Source organism: Halapricum sp. CBA1109 (assembly GCF_009741825.1).
Classification (GTDB): Archaea; Halobacteriota; Halobacteria; order Halobacteriales; family Haloarculaceae; genus Halapricum.
On the sequence record NZ_WPCA01000042.1, the window covers coordinates 1 to 20,384 of the forward strand.

General features: G+C 66.4%; 15 protein-coding genes and 6 pseudogenes. 12 read left to right on the plus strand and 9 right to left on the minus strand.

Features of this window, described 5'->3' with window-relative positions; translation table 11 throughout:
* The 5 genes and pseudogenes from GJ629_RS06605 to GJ629_RS06625 all read right to left on the minus strand — a co-directional run.
* Positions 1–925 (minus strand): annotated as a pseudogene (locus tag GJ629_RS06605) (DNA polymerase II, large subunit DP2); the annotation flags it as partial.
* On the minus strand, positions 922–1,344 hold the full coding sequence (locus GJ629_RS06610) for a PPC domain-containing DNA-binding protein (RefSeq protein ID WP_157512289.1): 423 nt from the start codon (positions 1,342–1,344) through the stop codon (positions 922–924). The gene GJ629_RS06610 and the pseudogene GJ629_RS06605, both read right to left, overlap by 4 nt.
* Positions 1,345–1,437: 93 nt before the next feature.
* A pseudogene (locus GJ629_RS06615) lies at positions 1,438–2,198 on the minus strand (Zn-ribbon containing protein).
* A complete protein-coding gene (locus GJ629_RS06620; protein ID WP_157512290.1) occupies positions 2,198–2,587 on the minus strand; it encodes a DUF2073 domain-containing protein in 390 nt (129 codons plus the stop codon). Before GJ629_RS06620 ends, GJ629_RS06615 begins: the two are co-directional and overlap by 1 nt.
* A 4-nt stretch (positions 2,588–2,591) precedes the next feature.
* Complete coding sequence (locus GJ629_RS06625) at positions 2,592–3,233, minus strand: Era-like GTP-binding protein (protein ID WP_157512291.1); 642 nt, start codon at positions 3,231–3,233, stop codon at positions 2,592–2,594.
* 1,197 nt (positions 3,234–4,430) lie between these two features.
* Between GJ629_RS06625 and GJ629_RS06630 the strand changes: the two genes are divergently transcribed.
* Positions 4,431–5,951, plus strand: a complete 1,521-nt coding sequence (locus tag GJ629_RS06630; RefSeq protein ID WP_157512292.1) for a Cdc6/Cdc18 family protein — start codon at positions 4,431–4,433, stop codon at positions 5,949–5,951.
* Between the two features lie 31 nt (positions 5,952–5,982).
* Here GJ629_RS06630 and GJ629_RS06635 read toward each other — a convergent pair whose 3' ends face one another.
* The gene (locus GJ629_RS06635) at positions 5,983–6,612 is read right to left on the minus strand and encodes a S26 family signal peptidase (RefSeq protein WP_157512293.1); all 630 of its coding nucleotides are present in this window, start codon (positions 6,610–6,612) and stop codon (positions 5,983–5,985) included.
* 80 nt (positions 6,613–6,692) lie between these two features.
* Between GJ629_RS06635 and GJ629_RS06640 the strand changes: the two are divergent.
* Positions 6,693–8,254, plus strand: a pseudogene (locus tag GJ629_RS06640) (DNA-directed DNA polymerase II small subunit).
* Between the two features lie 94 nt (positions 8,255–8,348).
* Positions 8,349–9,640, plus strand: a pseudogene (locus GJ629_RS06645) (O-acetylhomoserine aminocarboxypropyltransferase/cysteine synthase family protein).
* A 4-nt stretch (positions 9,641–9,644) separates the two neighbouring features.
* Here the strand turns inward: GJ629_RS06645 and GJ629_RS06650 are convergent.
* On the minus strand, positions 9,645–10,160 hold the full coding sequence (locus tag GJ629_RS06650; RefSeq protein WP_157512294.1) for a hypothetical protein: 516 nt from the start codon (positions 10,158–10,160) through the stop codon (positions 9,645–9,647).
* A 192-nt stretch (positions 10,161–10,352) separates the two neighbouring features.
* Here GJ629_RS06650 and GJ629_RS06655 point away from each other — a divergent pair, with 192 nt between their 5' ends.
* The 4 genes and pseudogenes from GJ629_RS06655 (at position 10,353) to GJ629_RS06670 (ending at position 13,155) form a co-directional block, all read left to right on the plus strand.
* Complete coding sequence (locus tag GJ629_RS06655; RefSeq protein ID WP_157512295.1) at positions 10,353–10,598, plus strand: hypothetical protein; 246 nt, start codon at positions 10,353–10,355, stop codon at positions 10,596–10,598.
* A gap of 50 nt (positions 10,599–10,648) precedes the next feature.
* Positions 10,649–11,029 carry a helix-turn-helix domain-containing protein gene (locus GJ629_RS06660; RefSeq protein WP_157512296.1) on the plus strand — a complete coding sequence of 127 codons (381 nt, stop codon included), beginning with the start codon at positions 10,649–10,651 and terminating at the stop codon, positions 11,027–11,029.
* A 417-nt stretch (positions 11,030–11,446) separates the two neighbouring features.
* Positions 11,447–12,828: pseudogene (gene thrC, locus GJ629_RS06665) on the plus strand (threonine synthase).
* 147 nt (positions 12,829–12,975) lie between these two features.
* Positions 12,976–13,155, plus strand: a complete 180-nt coding sequence (locus tag GJ629_RS06670; protein WP_157512297.1) for a hypothetical protein — start codon at positions 12,976–12,978, stop codon at positions 13,153–13,155.
* Here GJ629_RS06670 and GJ629_RS06675 read toward each other — a convergent pair whose 3' ends face one another.
* Together GJ629_RS06675 and serA are read right to left on the minus strand one after the other, a co-directional pair.
* Positions 13,156–15,018, minus strand: a complete 1,863-nt coding sequence (locus tag GJ629_RS06675; RefSeq protein ID WP_157512298.1) for a histidine kinase dimerization/phospho-acceptor domain-containing protein — start codon at positions 15,016–15,018, stop codon at positions 13,156–13,158.
* Positions 15,019–15,081: 63 nt separating this feature from the next.
* Complete coding sequence (gene serA / locus GJ629_RS06680; RefSeq protein WP_157512299.1) at positions 15,082–16,671, minus strand: phosphoglycerate dehydrogenase; 1,590 nt, start codon at positions 16,669–16,671, stop codon at positions 15,082–15,084.
* 256 nt (positions 16,672–16,927) lie between these two features.
* On the opposite strand from serA, the gene GJ629_RS06685 reads away from it, so the two are divergent.
* The 5 genes and pseudogenes from GJ629_RS06685 to endA all read left to right on the plus strand — a co-directional run.
* A complete protein-coding gene (locus GJ629_RS06685) occupies positions 16,928–17,584 on the plus strand; it encodes an AIM24 family protein (protein ID WP_157512300.1) in 657 nt (218 codons plus the stop codon).
* Positions 17,585–17,837: 253 nt separating this feature from the next.
* The gene (locus GJ629_RS06690) at positions 17,838–18,182 is read left to right on the plus strand and encodes a nucleotidyltransferase domain-containing protein (RefSeq protein ID WP_157512301.1); all 345 of its coding nucleotides are present in this window, start codon (positions 17,838–17,840) and stop codon (positions 18,180–18,182) included.
* A 49-nt stretch (positions 18,183–18,231) separates the two neighbouring features.
* Positions 18,232–18,546: pseudogene (locus GJ629_RS06695) on the plus strand (HEPN domain-containing protein); the annotation flags it as partial.
* Positions 18,547–18,596: 50 nt separating this feature from the next.
* Entirely contained in the window at positions 18,597–19,331 is a 735-nt protein-coding gene (locus GJ629_RS06700) for an endonuclease NucS domain-containing protein (RefSeq protein ID WP_157512302.1), read from the plus strand.
* 22 nt (positions 19,332–19,353) lie between these two features.
* Positions 19,354–20,384, plus strand: a 1,031-nt coding sequence (endA, locus tag GJ629_RS06705; RefSeq protein WP_157512303.1) for a tRNA-intron lyase, incomplete at its 3' end; no start/stop codon positions are given.

Genomic DNA, 20,384 nt, shown 5'->3' on the forward strand with positions numbered 1-20,384 from the left:
GGACTGCGACAGGTCTCGCCACACTGTGAACACGTGGTTAGACACTCGTCGGCGTCGTCGTCGGCGTCGGCCGCGTCGTCGGCCGCGCCGATGGTGCCGTCGATGAGGTCCTGCAGCCACGGCCAGTCGACCTCGTCGAGGTTGCGGGTGTAGCGCTGGATCTTCGGAGCTTTCAGCGCGATGCCCTCCGCCAGCACCAGACACATCCCGCCGCGGGAGGCGTTGGAGTCGACGCGTTCGAGGTCCCGATAGCCCGACACCTCCTCGTCGCCGGTCGGTTCCCCGTCGAGCATAATCGGCATGTGCTCGGCGATGAATTTGGTCTCTTTCTCCTTGGGGGAGTACTGCAGACCCGTCTCCTTGTCGTAGAGGTCGATCTCCTCGGCGTAACGACCGATCTCGTCGTCACGGGCCTTGTACTGGTCGATATCGAGCAGCGCACGGGCGTAGTCGGCGACGAGGACCGAGAGCGCCTGTGCGGTCCCGCCGGCCGACCTGATCGGCCCGGCGTAGTAGACGTTGACGAACTCCGTCCCGTCGTCGTTGGTGAGGAGTTCGACGCGGTCGATACCCTCGATGGGCGCGGCGACGACGCCCTCGGTCAGGAGGGCGACCGCCGTCCGGACCGCGCCCTCGACCTTGCCGGCGCGGGTGTCGTAGTCGCCGACGCTGCCGTCGACGAAGTCCTCGACGAGTTCGAGGGCGGCCTCCTCGCGGGACATCTCGCCTTCGAGTTCCCGGACGCGTTCGGCGACGCCGTCGATGCCGAGGATGTTCTCCACGCGGTCGGCCATATCCCGCGCGACCGGAATCTCCACTCGGGGACGGGGTCGCCGCCGCGCTCCCGGGCCTCGTTGGCGACGGCCATCCCCTCGTTGAGGCCGGATTCCAGCCGCTTGAAGTACCGCTCGTCGACCTCTCTCATAGCGGCCAGAGGTCCAACTCAGTCGTCTCGTCGTGGGCGCGTTCGAGCGTCCCCTCGAACGCGCGGACGTACAGTTCACCGGCGAAGACCGTCGCGCTGTCGAGATGCCCCGCGACCGTCGACCCGTCCGCCCGCGAGAGGACGACGTGCGTGTGCGCGAACGGGTCGCCGTCCAGAAGCGAGACGTTGCCCACGCAGGAAGCGACCTCCAGCGGTTCGTCGAACCGCTCGGGGTAGTACTGTTGGTCGCTCTGGTCGTAGTAGAGCAACTCGGCGTCTTGGACGGCGCCGAGGCCGAAGAAAGCGGCGGCGTCGACGTCCTCCTCGGCGGCGAAGTCCTCTATCTGGGCCCGCCAGTCCCGTCCGTGTTCGAGGCGCGCGAGAAACTCACGAGTGCCCTCGACCTCGCGATAATCCATACGGGAACGGAACGGCGGCGACCGACTAAAGGATTGCCACCCGCCGGCGTCCGCAGTGACGTGGCCGTCACCGCGGCCGCGGTTCGAGGGCGGTCACTCCCGCCACGTCTCGGGCACCTGGATGGAGTACTTGCCGTCCTCCTGCATAGCATGATGTACTCCTCGCGGTCGTACAACTCCATCAGGTTGAGTTCGTACTGGCCCGGTTCGACGACCTTGATCGACTCGAACTGGGAGTTCAGTTCCTCCCGGAGCTCCGAGAGGTCAGGCCGGTCGTCGTCCGGTTCGTCGACGACGGTGCCGTCCTCGACCGGCGGGGGCGAGCCGTCGTGTTCGGGGAGTTCCTCGCGGCTGACGACGTCGGTCCGCGCGCTGGCCTGTGCGGCGTCCTCGGCCTCCGGTGTCGTCCCGGGGTCCGCATCGGGACTCGTCGTCGATCCGGCGTCCACGTCGGCGCCTGCCGTCGATCCGGCGTCCACGTCCGCGCCCGCCATCGGTTTCGTGTCGACGGCCGCGTCCCCGGTGGCCGTGTCCGTCGGTTCGACCGCCGCGTCCCCGGCGGTTCCACCGGAAGCGGTACTGTCGTCGAAGGCGACGCCGCCGACCTTCTCGTCGTCGGGGGCACCCGATCCGCCGACGAGGTTCTTGACGGTCGCGGCGGCGCTGCCGACGGTCCCCGCGACCGACTCCTCTTCCGGGCGTTCCGGCGGTTCGGCGTCGGTCGGTTGCTCGGGGATGTCCGCGCCCTCGGGGTGAAACTGGAACTTCGTGCCGCCACAGTCGGGACACCCCGACAGCATCTCCTTTGAGCCGTCGGCGAACACGTGGCCGCAGGACGTACACTGGTGTGGCATCAGTTTCGGGAGACGAGCGCGCTGATGAGCGTTTCGTCCTTGTGGAGCGTCTCTATCTGGTTGGCCGGTCCGATCACGGTCAGTTTCTTCGGCGTCGACTCCTTGCCCATAAGGCGACCGAGGAACCCGCCCTCGTCGTCGCCCGACTGGGGGTAGCTCTCTATCTCGATGCCGTTGAACTCGTCGGGACTGATCTCGGTCATCGTCACCTCGATCAGACGGGACTCCTCGTCGGGGGTGAGCCCCTCCTCGAGGATCACGATGTTGCCGTCCCGGACCCCGTCGAGGATGATCCGGATCTTCTCCATGCTGGTCAGTCCCTCCATCCGCTCGGCACTGATCATATCGATCTGGACACCGTCGTCGTCTGGGGATTTCACTTCCGGCATTGTATCACCCGAAGTACTCCGCGATCTTGTCGTAGACCTCGTCCATATTGTCCCCTTCGAGTGCCGACAGCGGAATCGTCTCGTGTTGGGGGTAGGCGTTGCGGATGCGCTGGATCGAGGAGTCCTCCAGATCGATCTTGTTGGCGAGGATCAACACCGGCAGGTCCTGGCTCTCGATGATGCCGATCAGCATCGTGTTGACCTGCGTGAACGGGTCCTCGGTGCTGTCGAGGACGTAGATCACGCCGTCGACGTCCTCCCGAAGCCAGTGCATCGCCTCGGCGACGCCCTCGGTCGCCTCCCGCGACCGGCGGACGGCGTCGTCTTTCTCCATATCGTGTTCGAGAAACTCCGTGTAGTCGACCTTCGTCGTCACGCCCGGCGTGTCGACGATGTCTATCTCGACGGTCCCGCCGTCGCGTTCGATCTCGACGTTCTCCTTCCGGCGCGCGCGCCGCGTCTCGTGTGGAATGTGACTCTCGGGCCCGACCGCGTCGCCCGTCCAGTCGCGGGCAATGCGGTTCGCCAACGTCGTCTTGCCGGCGTTGGGGGGTCCGTAGATACCGATGCGTTTCGGGTCTTGTTCAGAGAACAGCGTCGCCGCCGCCCGCGAGATGCTGTCCCTGAGTTCTGTGAGCAGGCCCATCCTCTGTGTCCTCCCGCGCCCGTAAACGGGCGTCTGAACGTAGTACCAGCCCGTATTCACTTAAGCGTACGTCAGACATACATAAACTACCGTACAGGAAGCGGCCGCTGGAGTGGAAACGGAGGGGTTCCCGACACAGGCAGAGAAGAGAGGGGCGCGGACCCGAAACGGAGGGTGACGGCGAGCGGGGACGAAACACTGCCTCAGCGGGCAGCGTATGAAACCACGGTCTAGTAGAGAGATCGGTACTAGAGGATGGTAATACAAACATTAATTTTTCAGTTCAGCTGGCCGAACCCCCCACCCCTTCGTTTCAACTGGAACCTGTAGATGGTGTGTGGGGGTCCCCCCGGATCCCCGGGCGTTTCGGGTCGAATCGGGATTCAGCGCCCGGGGCGCGGTCCCCTGTACTTCGGGTGGAACGGCCACGATCAGCCAGTGAGAAATATACCGGACAACCGAGAGTTCGGTGGAGAGCAATCGGAAGTGGGCTAGTCCGTTCCGGACACTATCGACCGCGTCGGATCGACGAGAGGGTTCGAGCTGTGCGAGATCGGTACGGTAACGGGAATCGTCTGTTCCGGACTCGTCCACTACTCTAGTAACTAGTGCAGCTAGTACTAGCGGTAACTCTAGGCGTAGCGTCCATACTACTGTCTAGTGGGGATAACCCAATACTATACATTTTCTTCTACTACGGATATGGTTCAAATGCTTCCTATATCAATCCACCGCTCTCTAGAAGACTATCGCCGGCTACCCCCTCCCCCCATCCCCCTCTTTACTCGGTTCCACCCGAAACGAAGGGGTGGGGGGGGTCCTTCAGAAACTCGAAGAAACTCCCGACTGGTTCTCTCGATCCTCGATCTCCCGTCGATCGATTCTAACCGAAGCCGTCCCTACTCGAAACCGGAACCACCTTCGGTCGATCCCTAACGCCGCTGTATTCCCTAGAAAAAACGCCCTCTTACTCACTTCCTCTTACTCACTTCCTCTTACTCACTTCCTCTTTCTCCTCGAACCGCCGAGCTTTCGCGTCGACCGTAATATTTAATATCCTGTCAACCACGCCTTCTTGTGGTTCAACTGGACACGGCGCGCCACCCGAAATTCGCTCTTCCGGGCTGTTCCGGGGTTCTCTCTACTGATTCCGGGGCGCGGCTGGCCATTTCCACCTGAAGCACAGGGGTACACAGGATGACAGACACAGACCACGACTCCGATTCGACAGAAGGCGAGTCGATACGCGGGGCCGAAGACGGCAGCGTCTCGTCGCTGGACGACGTCGTCCTCGACGACATCGGGGACACGACCGACGACGACACCGACGAGGCATCACGGGGACTGTTCGACGACCTCCTCAGCGGCGACCCCATCTTCGAGAAGAAGGAGGTCCTGCGGCCCTCCTACACGCCGCGAAAGCTCCCCCACCGTGAGGACCAGATCAACAATATGGCGACCATCCTCGTCAGCGCGCTTCGCGGGGACACGCCATCGAACATCCTCATCTACGGCAAGACCGGGACCGGCAAGACCGCCTCCGCGAAGTTCGTCAGCGAGGAACTAGAGACCACCTCCCAGAAGTACGCCGTCCCCTGTGAGGTGGAGTACATCAACTGCGAGGTGACCGACACCCAGTACCGCGTCCTCGCTCAACTCGCCAACAAGTTCATCGAGAAGAACCGCGAGCACATCGGCGACCGCATCGACGACCTCGAATCGCTCCACGACGAGGCGACCGAGGACTCGACCGCCCTCGCGGACACCGAGTTCGAGGACGTCGAGCGTCTGGAGGCGAAACTGGGGGCCTTACAGGCCGAACAGGACGAGTTCGAGGAGGTTCCGATGACGGGGTGGCCGACCGACCGCGTCTACAACACCTTCTTCGAGGCCGTCGACTACACCGAACGCGTCGTCGTCATCATGCTCGACGAAATCGACAAACTCGTCGAGAAAAGCGGCGACGACACCCTCTATAACCTCTCGCGGATGAACTCCGAACTGGAGAACTCCCGCGTGTCGATTATGGGCATCTCCAACGACCTGAAGTTCACCGACTTTCTGGACCCCCGCGTCAAGTCCAGCCTCGGCGAGGAGGAGATCGTCTTCCCGCCCTACGACGCCAACCAACTGCGCGACATCCTGCAGGCGCGTGCGGAGGTCGCCTTCGACGCCGATTCGCTCTCGGACGACGTGATCCCCTTGTGTGCGGCCTTCGCCGCACAGGAACACGGCGACGCGCGTCGGGCGCTGGACCTCCTTCGGACCGCCGGCGAACTCGCCGAACGGGACAAGACCGACAGGGTGCTTGAGGACCACGTCCGACAGGCCCAGGAGAAAATCGAACTCGACCGCGTCGTCGAAGTCGTCCGCACCCTCCCGACCCAGTCGAAACTCGTCCTCTTCGCGATCATCCTGCTGGAGAAAAACGGCGTCCACAACATCAACACCGGCGAGGTGTACAACATCTACAAGAGCCTCTGTGAGGAGATAGACGCCGACGTACTCACCCAGCGCCGCGTGACTGACCTCATCTCGGAACTGGATATGCTCGGTATCGTCAACGCCGTCGTCGTCAGCAAGGGCCGCTACGGCCGGACCAAAGAGATCTCGCTGTCGGTCCCCATCGAGGAGACCGAGGCCGTCCTGCTCAGCGACTCCCGTCTGGGCGACATCGAGGACGTCCAGCCGTTCGTGCAGGCCCGGTTCGACCACTGACTCCCAGCGCGGAACTGCCGACTGTCGACCGCTACACGCCCAGTCGGATCTGCCCGAGGTAGGGGACGTACAGTTCGGCCGTCCCGATGACCCACTCCGGTTTGACCGGGCCGGTCCGGCCTTGGGTCACTTGGTCGTAGCCCCTGTTGGCGTCGCCTTTCGTGATGAACCCGGCGTGGGGTGCCGGACAGTTCCGAATCTCCCGACAGCTGTCCCCGTTGACCGCCGACTCGTCCGCGCGGTCGTACCAGTTTTCGCCCGCCTCGACCCAGAACATCGCGCGGTGGATGATCGGCGTCGTCCGCGAGTCCCCGCCCGGTTCGAAGACGATCACGTCCCCCGGCGCGGCGAACCGCTCGTAGCCGTTCTCCTCGCCCGCGGCCGCGGTCACGACGCCCGCCTCGGCGTCGGGTCCGGCGAACCGTTCGGTCTCCATCACGTACACGAGGTCGCCGCGCTCCATCTCGGGGTTCATACTCCCGCTCTCGACGGCGACCATCGGCGGCCACACGCCGCTCGCGGTGAACAACAGGCCGCCGATCAGCGCGACGATGACGACGCTGCTCAGCAGGTCGTAGACGTAGAGCTTCCACGAGTCGGTGCCCTCCGACGGCGCTCCGCTCCCCCCGCGTCCGCTCTCGGGACCCTCGTCGGCTTCCATTGTCTCTCAGTTCGTGGCTCCGCGTACCAATCTTTCGGAGTCCGCTACGCTTTTGTCCGTCTCACCCCTTCAGTTGCGGTGTGCCTCTCCAAGCCCCCGCCAGAATCGTCAGCGAACTCACCGAACGGGGGTACAACGCCGAGCGCGAGCGGTGACGCTTCTCGCCGACGCCGCCGACACCGACAGCGCACTCGCACGCGCAGTGGAAACCGTCCCGGACGACGCCTACGTTATCACCGAGAACCACGTCCGCTCCGTCCTCGAAGCCGACGGAGGAGAGCGCGGTTCGCCCCCTGCCGAATCCCAACCCTCGTCCCCGGCAGACGGCCCCGAAACAGACCCCTCTGTTTCGACTGGAACGGACGGACAAAAATCGCCACACGACGGCGTAGGTACTGCAGTCGAAACGGAGGGGTCCCGCGAGATAGACACCGACCAGCTCGCCGTCGATATCGCGGGGGATATGACGGGCAACTCGACGGGGACCGGCGAGTACAGCGACTTCGTCTCGGTGTTCCGGGACCGTTACGAACGGCTCTCGAAGACCCTCCGCGGGCGGGTCAACCACCGCCCGACCGACGCCGTCGAGTCGATGGCTCCCAACAGCGAGGCGGCCATCGTCGGGATGGTTTCGGACATCCGCACGACCGCCAGCGGCCACTGGTTGATCGAACTGGAGGACACAAACGGCACGTTCCCGACGCTCGTGATGAAAGACCGCGAGATGTCCGACGTGGCCAAGAACCTCCTGCTGGACGAGGTTGTCGCCGTCGAGGGGACGCTGGCCGACGACGGCGGCATCCTCTTCGTCGACACGCTCCACCAACCCGATATTCCTCACACCCACGAACCCTCGACGGCCGACCGCGAGGTCAGCGCCGCGCTGATCAGCGACGTCCACGTCGGCAGTCAGGAGTTTATGGCCGACGCGTGGCACCGCTTCGCCGACTGGCTCCACACAGAGGAGGCCGCGGGCATCGAGTACCTGCTGATCGCCGGCGACATGGTCGAGGGCGTCGGCGTCTACCCCGATCAGGACGAGGAACTGGACGTGATCGACATCTACGACCAGTACGAGCGCTTCAGCGAGTACCTCAAGGAGGTACCGGGGGACATGGAGATAGTGATGATTCCCGGCAACCACGACGCGGTCCGGTTGGCCGAACCACAACCCGCGTTCGACTCGGAGCTCCGGGACATTATGTCGGCCCACGACGCCCGCTTCACTTCGAACCCTTCGACGGTGACCATCGAGGGCGTCTCGGTGCTGATGTACCACGGCGTCAGCCTCGACGAGGTCATCGCCGAACTCCCCGACGACGTGGCCTCCTACGACAAACCCCACGAGGCGATGTACCAGCTCCTGAAAAAGCGTCACGTCGCCCCCCAATACGGCGGTCACACCCGCATCGCGCCCGAGGAGAAAGACTACCTCGTCATCGACGAGGTGCCCGACATCTTCCACTCGGGGCACGTCCACAAACTCGGCTACGGGAAGTACCACGACGTGCTGACGATCAACTCCGGGTGTTGGCAGGCCCAGACCGACTTCCAGAAGTCCGTCAACATCGACCCCGACGCGGCGTTCGCGCCCGTCGTCGACCTCCAGACGTTGGAGTTGACGATTCGGGACTTCGGCTGAGAGTCGGAAACTATTGCCAGTTCTCACGTACGGCGGCGAACGTCCGTGCCGGGAGTGATTTACTTGACCCCTCCCACCGAAGCACCGACGAACTATGAGTGACGACCGCGGTTTCGAGACACACGCACTGCACGCCGGGCAGGAGGAGCCCGACCCGGCGACCGGCGCGCGCGCGCCGCCCATCTACCAGACGACGAGCTACGTCTTCGACGACGCCGAGGACGCCGCCGCCCAGTTCGCACTGGAGAAGCCGGGACACATCTACTCCCGGTTGATGAACCCGACCACCTCGACGCTTCAGGAGCGACTGGCCGCACTCGAAGGCGGGGTCGGTGCCGTCGCCACGTCCTCCGGGATGGCCGCGCTGAACCTCGCGACGTTCCTGCTGGCGGACGTGGGCGACAACGTCGTCACCGCGTCGGCGCTGTACGGCGGGACCTACACCTACTTCACCCACACCGCGCCGCGCAACGGCGTCGAGGCCCGTTTCGTCGACACCCTCGATTACGACGCCTACGAGGAGGCCATCGACGAGGACACGGCCTACGTCCACCTCGAAACCATCGGCAACCCTGCGCTGGTCACGCCGGACATAGAGCGCATCGCCGATATCGCCCACGACCACGACACGCCGCTGTTCGTCGACAACACCTTCGCCACGCCGTACCTCTGTAATCCGCTGGAGCACGGCGCGGACCTGGTGTGGAACTCCACCACCAAGTGGATCCACGGCCATGGGACGACCATCGGCGGCGTCCTCGTCGACGGGGGTACGTTCCCGTGGAGCGACAACGCCGAGAAGTACCCCGAAGTCGCCGGCGACAACCCCGCCTACCACGGCGTCAACTTCGAGGAGCGCTTCGGTGAGGCCGCGTTCACCTACGCCGCCATCGCCCGCGGCCTGCGTGATCTGGGCTGTCAGCAGTCGCCGTTCGACGCCTTCCAGACACTGCAGGGACTGGAGAGCCTCCCGATGCGGATGGACCGCCACTGCGAGAACGCGATGGCCGTCGCGGAGTTCTTGGAGGACCACCCCGACGTCTCGTGGGTCACCTACCCCGCTTGGAGAGCCACGAGACCCACGACGCTGCAAGCGAGTACTTGGAGGGCGGCTACGGCGGGATGATCACTTTCGGGCTGGCAGACGGCTACGACGCCGCTCGAACGACCGTCGAGTCGACGGAACTGGCGAGTCTGTTGGCCAACGTCGGCGACTCGAAGACGCTGCTCATCCACCCCGCGTCCACGACCCACCAGCAACTCACCGAGGAGGAACAGGCCGCCGCGGGCGTCACCCCCGATATGGTCCGCCTCTCGGTCGGCGTCGAGGACCCCGGCGACATCGTCGACGACCTCGGTCAAGCTATCGAGCAGGCGACGGACTGACTCCCTACGACTCCTCGCAGTAGGCGCCCTCGCCGAAGCTCCCGCAACTCATCCGCACGGTGTAGCTGGCGACATCCTCCGGGTCGCCGTCGACGATGGCCGTCAGCAGAATCTCCGTCGTCTCCCCCGGCGCGACGGTCGGATTCTCCGCCGTCGATGACGTGCCGCCAGTGAGGTCGGTGCCGCTGTCGTCCGACACGGTGTAGTCGTAGCTGTACGCCGTGACGTCGGTCTCTTGGTCGCCGTTGTTGGCGACGGTGACCGTGACGGGATACCGCCCCTCGATTCCCGTGTCGGTGTACCGGCTGTCGGTGAGTTCGAGTTCGTCCACCTCGCTCGACACCAACCCGGACGCGCCCGTCCCGCCGCCGCCCGCGGACCCGGGATTCTCCGTGGTGTCGTCCCCGCCGTTCGATTCGTCGTCGTCTTCGTCGTCACTGTCGTCGCCGCCGGAACACCCGGCGACGCCTATGCCGACCGCCGCTGCGACCCCCCTGGTCAATACTGATCGCCGTTGCATACCAGATACTGTTTAATCAGACACGTAATAGTTCGGATAACAGCAACTAATTGAACTGTCTGGTCAGCTTGTCACGACTCGCCACCGGTACAACCCGATACCTCGGAGAGGCACTCGCCCACCGCGGGGCAGCGGCTCCGTCCACTCCGGTCGACCAAACACTGATAGCCGGGCCGCGAGTACGCGGACGTGATGAGCGACCCACTCGTCGTGACGGCGGGCGAACACGACGCTCAGACGCTCCTCGACGCTCTCAACGACGGTCGGCGAGTCGTCGTCACTACCGAGTTCCTCGGCACCGAGTACGAGGTGACCCTGCGCTGGGACGGCGAGACCTACTATTGCGATACGCCGACGCGACTCCACAAACACGACACCGAGGCCGAGATGCTGACCTGCCTCGAAACGCAAGGCTACGTCGACGACCTCCCGGAGTGAGGTGCAGGTAACGACGGGATTTATTCTCGCCGCTGGTGTATCACGCAGTAATGTCCGAGATGGACCCCTCGCCCAACCGGTTCCGCGAACTGCTCCGCGAGGACGAACCGTCTTTCGAGGAGGTACTGGCCTGCGTGTTCGACCTCAAACCCCACGAAGTCCGGACCTACGAGGTGCTCCAGCGACACCCCGCAAGCACCGTCGAGGAACTGGCCGCGGAACTCGACCGCGACCGCAGCAACGTCAACCGCTCGCTGTCGACACTCCGGGAGAAGGGCCTCGCCGAACGGACCCGCAGACTGCTCGACGGCGGCGGTCACGTCTACCAGTACACCCCGACTCCCGTCTCGGAGACCCGCGAGTTGATGCACGACACCCTAGAGGAGTGGGCGATGTACGTCCACGCCCGCATCGACGAGTTCGGGGAGTAGGATTCGCTGGCTCTGGTTCTCGTCGTCTCGATTCTCGCCGATTCCCGTACTCTCTCGGAGCCCTCGGGCCGTCTCTTTCCCGTCCGTACCGTCGATTACTCTCAGCCACCCTCGGAGCCCTCGGGCCGGTCGCTCCTTCCACGAGAGCAGACCCGCCGAATCAGCGAGTGGTTTCCTTCGCTTGGAGCCCTCGCCCTCCATCCGCCGAGGACCGCCGCCGCACCGACGGCACCACCGCGCCGCGACGGCATCGCCGCGGGCCTGCCCTCCCCCGCCTCGGGCGACGGGACGCCCTCGCGGCCGCGTGGCTGGTTCCGACTGAACGCCTCGGAGACCGAGGTGTGCGTGGGGTGTGCCACCGTTGGAGGCCCGCGCGAACCACCGCCCTTTTTCCGGCGTAGCGCGTCACCCCAACCAATGGCCGACCTTACACTCGACGAACCGGAACCGTCGGAAGCGACCGACGGCGTCTGGCTGACCTGCATCGAATGCGGGGAGACGTTCGCGCCCTTCGCGGGCATCCGCTACACCTGTGACGACTGTGACGGACTGCTCGAAGTCCGCTACGCCGACCTCCCGACCTTCGAGGACTTCGAGGGCGAGGAGAACGTCTGGCGGTACGCGGCGGCGCTCCCCGTCGACGACGGCGTCTCCCTGCCCGAGGGCGGGACGCCCCTCCACGAGGTGTCGCGCCTCGAAGACGAGGTCGCGTCGCCAGCCTCCGGATCAAACACGAGGGGATGAACCCCACGGGGTCGTTCAAGGATCGCGGGATGACCGTCGGCGTCCGCGTCGCCCAGAAGGTCGGTGTCGACCGTCTGGCCTGTGCCTCGACGGGCAACACCTCGGCGGCGCTGTCGGCCTACGGCGCCCGGGGCGGGATGGAGACGCTGGTCCTCCTCCCGGCGGGCAAAGTCGCGGCCGGGAAGATAGCACAGGCCAGCCTCCACGGCGCGCGCATCCTCGAAGTCGACGGCAACTTCGACCAGTGTCTGGACATCGTCCAGGACCTCGCCGACCGTGGGGAGGCCTACCTCCTGAACTCGCTGAACCCCTTCCGTCTGGAGGGCCAGAAGACCATCGGACTGGAGATTCTCGAACGCCACAAGCGCGAGGAGGGGAGCTACCCCGACCGCATCGTGCTCCCGGTCGGCAACGCCGGCAACACGGCGGCGCTGTACAAGTGCTTCCGCGAACTGGTCGAGAGCGGCGCCCTCGAGGAGGACGAGGTGCCGAAACTCACCGGCGTCCAGGCCGAGGGCGCGGCCCCGATGGTCGAGGCCATCGAGGACGGCACCGACGGGACCCGCCGCTGGGAGGACGTCGAAACCATCGCGACGGCCATCCGCATCGGCAACCCCGTCAACGCCCCCAAGGCGCTCCCGGGGATTCGCGCCACCGGGGGGACCGCTGTCGCCGTCAGCGACGAGGAGATAACCGACGCCCAGCGCACCCTCGCCGGCGAGGGCGTCGGCGTCGAACCGGCCTCGGCCGCCTCTGTCGCGGGCCTGCGGAAACTCCGCGAGCGCGGCGTCGTCGACGCCGAGGAGGAGGTCGTCTGCCTCACGACGGGCCATCTCCTCAAAGACCCCGACGCCGCCGCCGCGGCGGGGTCCGAACCCGAACCGGTGCCCAACGACACCGACGCCGTCCTCGAACACATCGAGGAACCGTCCTCGGTCGCCGGGACGGTCCGCCGAGGGGCGTCGAAGGCCGCCGACTCCCCACTGATCCCGGCGCTGGTCGCCGGCGGCCTCGGCATCGGCTATCTCCTCCGCAAACTCCGCTCGAAGAAGTGAGGCCGTCGCGCGGTGCCGACGCCCGGGGACCCCGACCCGGTTCCCGCCGACACCGCCGCCGTCATTTCCCCTCCCGAAACGCCGCCGACGAGCCGCTGACGCGTGTCTGACGGGCTCTTTTGTTACTCCGTAACACACTAGTTGTCGATGGTCGCCTTCCCAGACTCCTCCCGGCAGCCGCGGCCCCCATCGTCCGAGGACTCCGCCGAGGACCCGCCGGAGTCCTACGAGCGATTGGTGGACCTCCGGGGACGACTGTGGCGGGATACGCGGGCGGGAGAGACGTTCGTCTGGACGGGCGAGCCACCCCGGACCGGCGAGGAGTGATCACTCCGGGCCGGGTCGTTCGATGCCCACGCCGCTGACGTCGAAGCGTGCGCCGCCGTCTTCGCCCGCCCCGGCCGTGACCGTCCAGCCGTGGGATTCGGCGATGGTCGAGACGATGTAGAGGCCGTAGCCGGTGCCGTCCGCGCCGGAGTAGCCCATATCGAACAGGCGCTCGGTGTCGCTCGTTCCGAAGCCCGCACCGTCGTCGGCGACGTAGAAGCCGTCGCCCGCCTCGCGGACGCCGACCTCGACGGTGACGGTTTCGCCACCGTGCTCCACGGCGTTCCGAAAGAGGTTCTCGAACAACTCGATCAGGCGGTTGCGGTCGGCTACGACACCGACGCTTCCCTCGACGGTCATCGTCGCCGACGGGGCGTCGACGACCTGCCAGGCGTCCCGTGCCGCGTCCGCGAGGTCGACGAACTCCGTCTCCCCGACGACCTGTCCCTTCCGGGCCAGCGTCAACAGCGCCTCGATCAACTGCTCCATCCGGTCGAGGGCGTCGGTGATGCGGTCGATCTGTGGCGAGTCGTGCTCCTCGGCCAGCAGCTCGGTGGCCCCGCTGGCGACGTTGAGGGGGTTACGGAGGTCGTGGCTGACGATGCTGGCGAACTCCTCTAAGCGTTCGTTCTGGCGCTGGAGTTCCCGCTCGCGTTCGGCCCGGTCCAGCGTCGCCTCGAGGTTCGCGGCGAGGATGTTCGTCAGGTCGATGCCGAACTCGGTGAACGGGCCGGTGTCCGCGGCGACGCCCAGCGCCCCGTGCTCGCCCAGCGGCAGGACCGCCGTTTCGAGGTCGACGGCCAGCTCCGGGTCGTCGACGACGTCCCCCGCCGCGGTGACGTACTGCGCCGCCCCGCCGTCAACGACGGCGCGGAACCGCTCCTCGTGGCGGTCGAACAGCGTCTCCCCCTCGCCGTCGCCGAGCGGTTGCAGTTTATGACTCCCGTCCTCCCGCAGGACGACTTGAATGTGTGAGAACACCGGCACGTCGTCGGTGACCGCCATGACGGCCCGCCCGATGTCGGCTCTGGTCTGGGCGCGGACGAGTTCGCGGCTCACCGTGTGAAGCTCCCGCACCATCTGCTCTTTGCGTTTCTCCCGCGTCACTTCCCGCGTGGACCCGACGATGCCGACGGGGGTCCCCTCGTCGTCGTACCGCGGGGCCTTCGTGATCGACATCCAGCGGTCGCGGCCGTCCTCGTCGACCCAGTGGTCGATCCGTTCGACGATGCGGTCGCCGGTCTCCATCAGCGCCTGCTCCTCCCGGTAGGCCTCGACCGCCGTGTCGTACTCAAGCAGGTCGAAGTCCGTCAGGCCCTCGATCACGTCGGGGTCGAGGTTGTACTCCCGCGCCGTGGCGTCGCTGAGCGCCTCGAAGCGCCCGACTTCGTCCTTCAGAAAGAGGTGATGGGGGTAGTAGGCGAACAGCGAGTCCAGCAACTCGGCCGGCGACTGGACGTGTTCCTCCATCCCGGCGGCGTACCGCAACTGCCGGTAGACGAGTTCGGGGCTCCCCGGGGCGTCCGAGACGACGGCGATGTCCGCCTCGAAGGCCGCCCGCAGGCGGTTGTGATCGAGGTTCACCGAGTAGATGGCCGCCGGGACGCCGGGCAGTACCGCCCGAACCCGCTGGCACGTCTCGATGCCGTCGCTCGGCTCGACCGATGCCGTCGCCATCGCTCCCCGGACGACGAAACAGTCGAAGTCCGTCGTCTCGCCGGCCGCTCCGGCCGCCTCGACGGACGAGACACGTTCGACGGTTATCGGCTTCTCGAGGTCGTCCAGCGCCTGTATCATCGGCCCAAGCCGACCGTCGACGTCGACGAAACAGACCCGGACTGTGCTCGGCGAGTCGGCTACCACTACTCCAAGGTACTCGCCGAGACAAAAAACAGTATTGTTAGTAAACAATCACTACCCGCGGGGTCAGGCGGTGTCGTTCAGCGAGACGTGGGTGGTCTCGATGATGCGGTCGTCGGCCAGCAGTTCCTCGATGACGGCCGAATCGGGTGCCTCGTCGAGGTTGTACACGGTCAGGGCCTCGCCGCCGAGGGCCGTCCGGCCGTTGAACATCCCGGCGATGTTGACGCCGTGGTCGCCCAGTACCGTTCCGATGAAGCCGATGACGCCCGGTGCGTCCTCGTTGCGGACGACCAGCATGTGGCCGTGGGGGACAGCCTCGACGCGGTGGCCGTCGATACGGACGATGCGCGGGTCGTCGTCGGCGAACTGGGTCCCCGACACCGACACCGACTCCTCGCCGTCGCTGACGGTCACCGTCACGAGGCTCTGGAAGTCCTCTATCTGTCGGGTCTTGGACTCGGTCACTTCGACGCCGCGTTCCTCGGCGATGCGGGTGGCGTTGATGGCGTTTGCCTGCCACTCCAGCGGTTCGAAGACGCCTTTGAGAGCGCTTGCGGTGACGATGTCGACGGACTCCTCGGAGATGGACCCGCCGTAGCGCACCTCGATGGAGTCGATGTGGCTGTCGAGCAACTCCATAGCGATACGGCCGGCCGTCTCCGCGAGGTCGATGTACGGTCGGATGGCCGGGTAGACGTCCTCGCCGACGCTCGGCGCGTTGGCGGCGTTCTCGACCGGTTCGCCCTCGAAGGCTGCGAGTATCTGCTCGGCGACGCTGATCGAGACGTTCTTTTTCGCGGATTCGGTGCTGGCGGCGATGTGTGGCGTGACGATGATGTCGTCGACGGCCAACAGCGGGTTGTCGGGGTCGGTCGGTTCCGTCTCGAAGGTGTCGACCGCCGCGCCGTAGAGGATGCCGTCCTCGACGGCCTCGGCCAGCGCCTGTTCGTCGACCAGACCACCGCGGGCGCAGTTGATGAGGTAGCCGTCGTCCAGTTCCGCGAGCAGTTCCTCGTCGACGAAGGCCTCCGTCTCGTCGGTCCGGGGCGCGTGCAGGGAGACGAAGTCGGCCTGTTGGAAACAGCTCTCGATGTCCTCGACCAGTTCGGCGCCGAGTTGCCCGGCGCGGTCCTCGCTGATGTAGGGGTCGTAGGCGACCAGATCCATCTCCAGGTTGCCCAGCCGTTTGGCGACTTCCTGCCCGACGCGGCCGAGGCCGACGATACCGAGGGTCTTGCCGTTGAACTCGCTGCCGAGGATGTCGCTTTTGGCCCAGTAGCCGTCCTTCAGTTGGGTGTGGCCCTGCGGAATCTTCCGCGCGGCGGCGAAGGCCATCCCGACGGTGTGTTCGGCGGTCGCGCGGACGTTGCCGGCCGGCGCGTTGGCGACGACGACGCCCTGCTCGGTCGCGGCCTCGACGTCGATGTTGTCGATGCCGACGCCCGCCCGCCCGACGATGCGCAGGTCCGGGGCCGCCGACAGCAGTTCGGCGTCGACGGCCGTGTCCGACCGGACGATCAGCGCGTGGGCGTTCTCGACCGCCGCCAGCAACTCCTCGCGGTCGGCGTCGGCGACTTCGGTGACGTCGTGGCCGGCCTGGCGTAACCTGGCCAGCCCCGCGTCGTCGATGGCGCTCGTGACTACGACGTTCATACGTGTCCCCACTGTGTCGGCTGGCATAACGCTTGTCAAACCGCCCTGCGAGCGACCGCACCGGCCGTTATCTCCAGCCGAAATCGAGGGGTATGTCAACGGGTACCGCTCTGTCAGCTGTCCCCGCCTCGGCCGCTCCGCTCGGGGCGTCGTCGGTACCGTCCCGTCGCCCCTGTTTCGTCCTGTGCACCACTGGCTGGGGGTCTTTTTCGCGTCGGACGCTCGTTTCGATAGAGCCGCGACGCTCTGTGCTACGATGAACACCGACAGATTCGCTTCACGACACGCGCCGACCGACGGCGACGAGACGTTCAGCCTCGAGAACAACTACCTCCTCGACGTGGCCGTCGACGGGACACTGCAGGCGAAAGCGGGGTCGATGGTCGCCTACACCGGGGACCTCTCGTTCACCGGGCAGGCCTCGGCGGAAGGCGGCATCACCGGCTTCCTCAAAGAGGCCGCCACGAACGAGGGGACGCCCGTGATGACCGTCGAGGGGCAGGGCCACGCGTACCTCGCCGACGACGAGAAGAAAGTCCAGATTCTCGAACTGGGGGCCGGGGAGTCGGTCACGGTCAACGGCGAGGACGTTCTGGCCTTCGAGTCGCGGGTGTCCTACGAGATAGACAAGATGGACAGCCTCGCGGGCGCGTTCGCCGGCGGGTTCACCAACGTCTACCTCGACGGCCCGGGCTACGTCGCCGTGACGACTCACGCCGATCCGCTGGTGCTCGAACCGCCGGTGTCGACCGATCCGAGCGCCACCGTCGCTTGGAGCGGCACGTCCCCGAACGTCGAAGTCAACAAGAACCTCTCGGACATGGTCGGACAGGAGTCGGGCGAACGCTTCCAGATGGAGTTCGACGGCGAGGACGGTTTCGTCGTCGTCCAGCCCTACGAGGAGTTCGCGTAGGCCGACTCGATTGACGCTCCTCGCTTGGGCCCGCCACCGCTCCAGCCGACCCTTTTTGCCCGATGCCGGGAGCAACCCGGCGTATGCACGACGGCATCACCGTGCGGGCGGGGGAGTGTACGACCGCTGGAACAGCGCCGAGACCCGCGAACAGCGGGGGCGGACGACCGGCGTGACCGACTTGGTCGACCGTCGTTTCGCTGTCAGCACACCCGACCGAAGTTGTTTCACCGTTGCCCGCCTACGTCGGGGTATGGCCACCCCGGACGGTGTCGATTCACACACGGCGGCCGCGAACGCGTTCGTCCGGCGTGTCGAGGCACTGGACACCGAGGGACTCGAATCGCTGATCCTGTTCGGCTCGACCGCTCGCGGCGAGGCGTCGGGACTGGACAGCGACGTCGACTTTCTCGCTGTCGTCGGCGACGACGCCGACAGGGCGACTATCGAGGACGAACTCCGGGACGCTGCCTACGACGTGATGCTCGAACACGGCCCCGTCGTCGAGGTTCACGTCCTCTCCCGGTCGACGTTCGAGACGCGCCGCGACCACCCGTTCGTCGACCGGGCCGTTCGGGACGGTGACGCGTATGTCTGACGCGGCCGCGGAGCAACTCGCTCAGGCCGAGTAGGCACTCGAGGACGCTCGCGGTGCGCTGGCGGCGGACCTCTCCGACGCGGTCGTGGTCAACCGCTGTTACTACGCGTGCTTTCACGCCGCACAGGCCGTTCTGTACGACCGCGACCACTCACCGTCCTCCCACGGTGGCGTCCTCTCGCTGTTCGGTTCCGAAGTCGTTGTCGAGGGCGACGTATCGCGGGACCGAGGGCGGTTCCTCAACGACCTCTCGGCGCTCCGGAAGCAGGCTGACTACGGATACGAACCGCTCGACGAAGACGTCGATAGCCTCGTCGACCGGACGGCGTCGTTCGTCGACACTATGGAACAGTTGGTCGAATAGACACTGCCGGGCGCGACCCTTTTTGACCGATGCCGGGAGCAACCAGTCGTATGCACGACGGCATCACCGTGCGGGCGGGGGAGTGTACGACCACCTTCGACGGCAACCGGGTACGGGCACACGAACAGCGCGGGCGGATGGTCGCGGTGGTCAAGCCCGACAACACCGTGCTGGTCCACGACGCCGAAGGGTACCAGCCAGTGGCGTGGCTCACGCGCGCCGAGTCGGTCACCGTCGGCCCGGACCGCATCGAGGCCGTAGACGGCGACCAGCAACTCGCCGTCGAGTGTCACGAGCACTTCGGCGGGGCCACCTACCCCGCCAGCGCCGCGGGGACGCCCGTCGGCGACTGCCCGGACTGTGACGGTGCGCTCGTCCACGGGAGCGACGCCGTGACGTGTCCGAACTGCGACGCCCGCTACGGCGTCCCCGCCGACGCGGCCGTCCTGACCGACGAACCCTGTGACTGTGGACTCCCGCGAATGCGCGTCGAGCGCGGCCGCGAGTTCGAGGTGTGTGTCGACCGCTCGTGTGAGTCACTGGACGACGCCGTCGCCGCGGCCTTCGACCGCGAGTGGGACTGCCCGAACTGCACCGGCGAGTTGCGAATCCTCCGCCGCGGCGGCCTGCTCGCCGGATGCGAGCACTACCCTGACTGTGACACCGGGTTCGGCGTCCCGACTGGCACCGTCGACGGCCAGTGTGACTGTGGCCTCCCGGCCTTCGCGACGCCGACGGGGCGGCGGTGTCTCGACCCCGCCTGTTCGGTATCGCAGTCGCTATGAGTCGGGCGGACGAGGGGCTGGTATGGACTTGCAGCTTTCCGGGGGCGTCGTCAGCGGCGGTTCTCAGGCCCGCGAGCGGTTCTACGACTCGCGGGGCTACGGCCGGTCGGTCGACGGCGGTATCGAACTCGCGCCCGTCGAGGCCGCCCACCTCCTCTACCGGGGCGACGTCGAGACGGTCCAGGACCGCGAGCACGGCCGCCATCTGGACTTCCGGGCGCTGTTGAACTCCGCCGCCGTCTCCGAGATAGACTTCCTCGTCTACAAGAACCTCCGGGACCGCGGGTTCTACCTCTCGCCGGCCCGCGAGGGGTGGGTCGAGGACCCCGACGGGGCCGACTTCGTCGTCTACCCCCGCGGGGAGGGACCGTGGGGCGACGGCGTCGCCTACCGCGTCCGGGCCATCAGCGAGCGTGCGAGCGTCGCGGCGGCCACGCTGGGTGAGGCGGTGCTGGCCGTCGTCGACGAGGAGAGTTCGATCACCTACCTCGACACCGAACGCCCCGACATCGAGGGGACGACGAGCGTCGACCTGCCCGAGGGAGTCCCGGCGGACCTGCTGGGCGACCGCGTGCTGGCGTGGGACCCGCCCGAACGGCTCTACCGCCGCGGGTTCTACGGCCAACCGCTGGACGAGGAGGCCGGGTCGCCGCTGCAACTCTCGCTGCTCGAAGCCGCGGCGCTCGCCGAGGTGGGCGTCCTCGACGTCGAGGGCGGGGCCGAGGCGGTACTCGACCGCGGCCGCGAGGTCGAGGGCGACCGCTTCGACCGCCGGCTTGCGGTCTATCGCCGCCTCCGGGAGGCCGGTGTCGTCCCGAAGACGGGCTATAAGTTCGGGGCGGACTTCCGCACCTACGCCGACGTCGAGTCCGTCGACGAACTGGGCCACTCGGAGCTGCTGATTCGGGTTCTGCCGGCCGAACACAGTTTCTCCCCGCGGGACCTCTCGCTGGACGTTCGGTTGGCCCACGGCGTCCGCAAGCGGATGGTGTTCGCGCTGGTCGGCGCCGACGGCGGCGTCGCGTGGCGGTCGGCGGCGCGGCTGACGCCGTG

What these genes read in the sequence shown, in the direction of transcription:
- GJ629_RS06610 (WP_157512289.1), bottom strand. Translation starts at nt 1,344, where the DNA reads ATGGATTATCGCGAGGTCGAGGGCACTCGTGAGTTTCTCGCGCGCCTC.
- GJ629_RS06620 (WP_157512290.1), bottom strand. Translation starts at nt 2,587, where the DNA reads ATGCCGGAAGTGAAATCCCCAGACGACGACGGTGTCCAGATCGATATG.
- GJ629_RS06625 (WP_157512291.1), bottom strand. Translation starts at nt 3,233, where the DNA reads ATGGGCCTGCTCACAGAACTCAGGGACAGCATCTCGCGGGCGGCGGCG.
- GJ629_RS06630 (WP_157512292.1), top strand. Translation starts at nt 4,431, where the DNA reads ATGACAGACACAGACCACGACTCCGATTCGACAGAAGGCGAGTCGATA.
- GJ629_RS06635 (WP_157512293.1), bottom strand. Translation starts at nt 6,612, where the DNA reads ATGGAAGCCGACGAGGGTCCCGAGAGCGGACGCGGGGGGAGCGGAGCG.
- GJ629_RS06650 (WP_157512294.1), bottom strand. Translation starts at nt 10,160, where the DNA reads ATGCAACGGCGATCAGTATTGACCAGGGGGGTCGCAGCGGCGGTCGGC.
- GJ629_RS06655 (WP_157512295.1), top strand. Translation starts at nt 10,353, where the DNA reads ATGAGCGACCCACTCGTCGTGACGGCGGGCGAACACGACGCTCAGACG.
- GJ629_RS06660 (WP_157512296.1), top strand. Translation starts at nt 10,649, where the DNA reads ATGTCCGAGATGGACCCCTCGCCCAACCGGTTCCGCGAACTGCTCCGC.
- GJ629_RS06670 (WP_157512297.1), top strand. Translation starts at nt 12,976, where the DNA reads ATGGTCGCCTTCCCAGACTCCTCCCGGCAGCCGCGGCCCCCATCGTCC.
- serA (WP_157512299.1), bottom strand. Translation starts at nt 16,671, where the DNA reads ATGAACGTCGTAGTCACGAGCGCCATCGACGACGCGGGGCTGGCCAGG.
- GJ629_RS06685 (WP_157512300.1), top strand. Translation starts at nt 16,928, where the DNA reads ATGAACACCGACAGATTCGCTTCACGACACGCGCCGACCGACGGCGAC.
- GJ629_RS06690 (WP_157512301.1), top strand. Translation starts at nt 17,838, where the DNA reads ATGGCCACCCCGGACGGTGTCGATTCACACACGGCGGCCGCGAACGCG.
- GJ629_RS06700 (WP_157512302.1), top strand. Translation starts at nt 18,597, where the DNA reads ATGCACGACGGCATCACCGTGCGGGCGGGGGAGTGTACGACCACCTTC.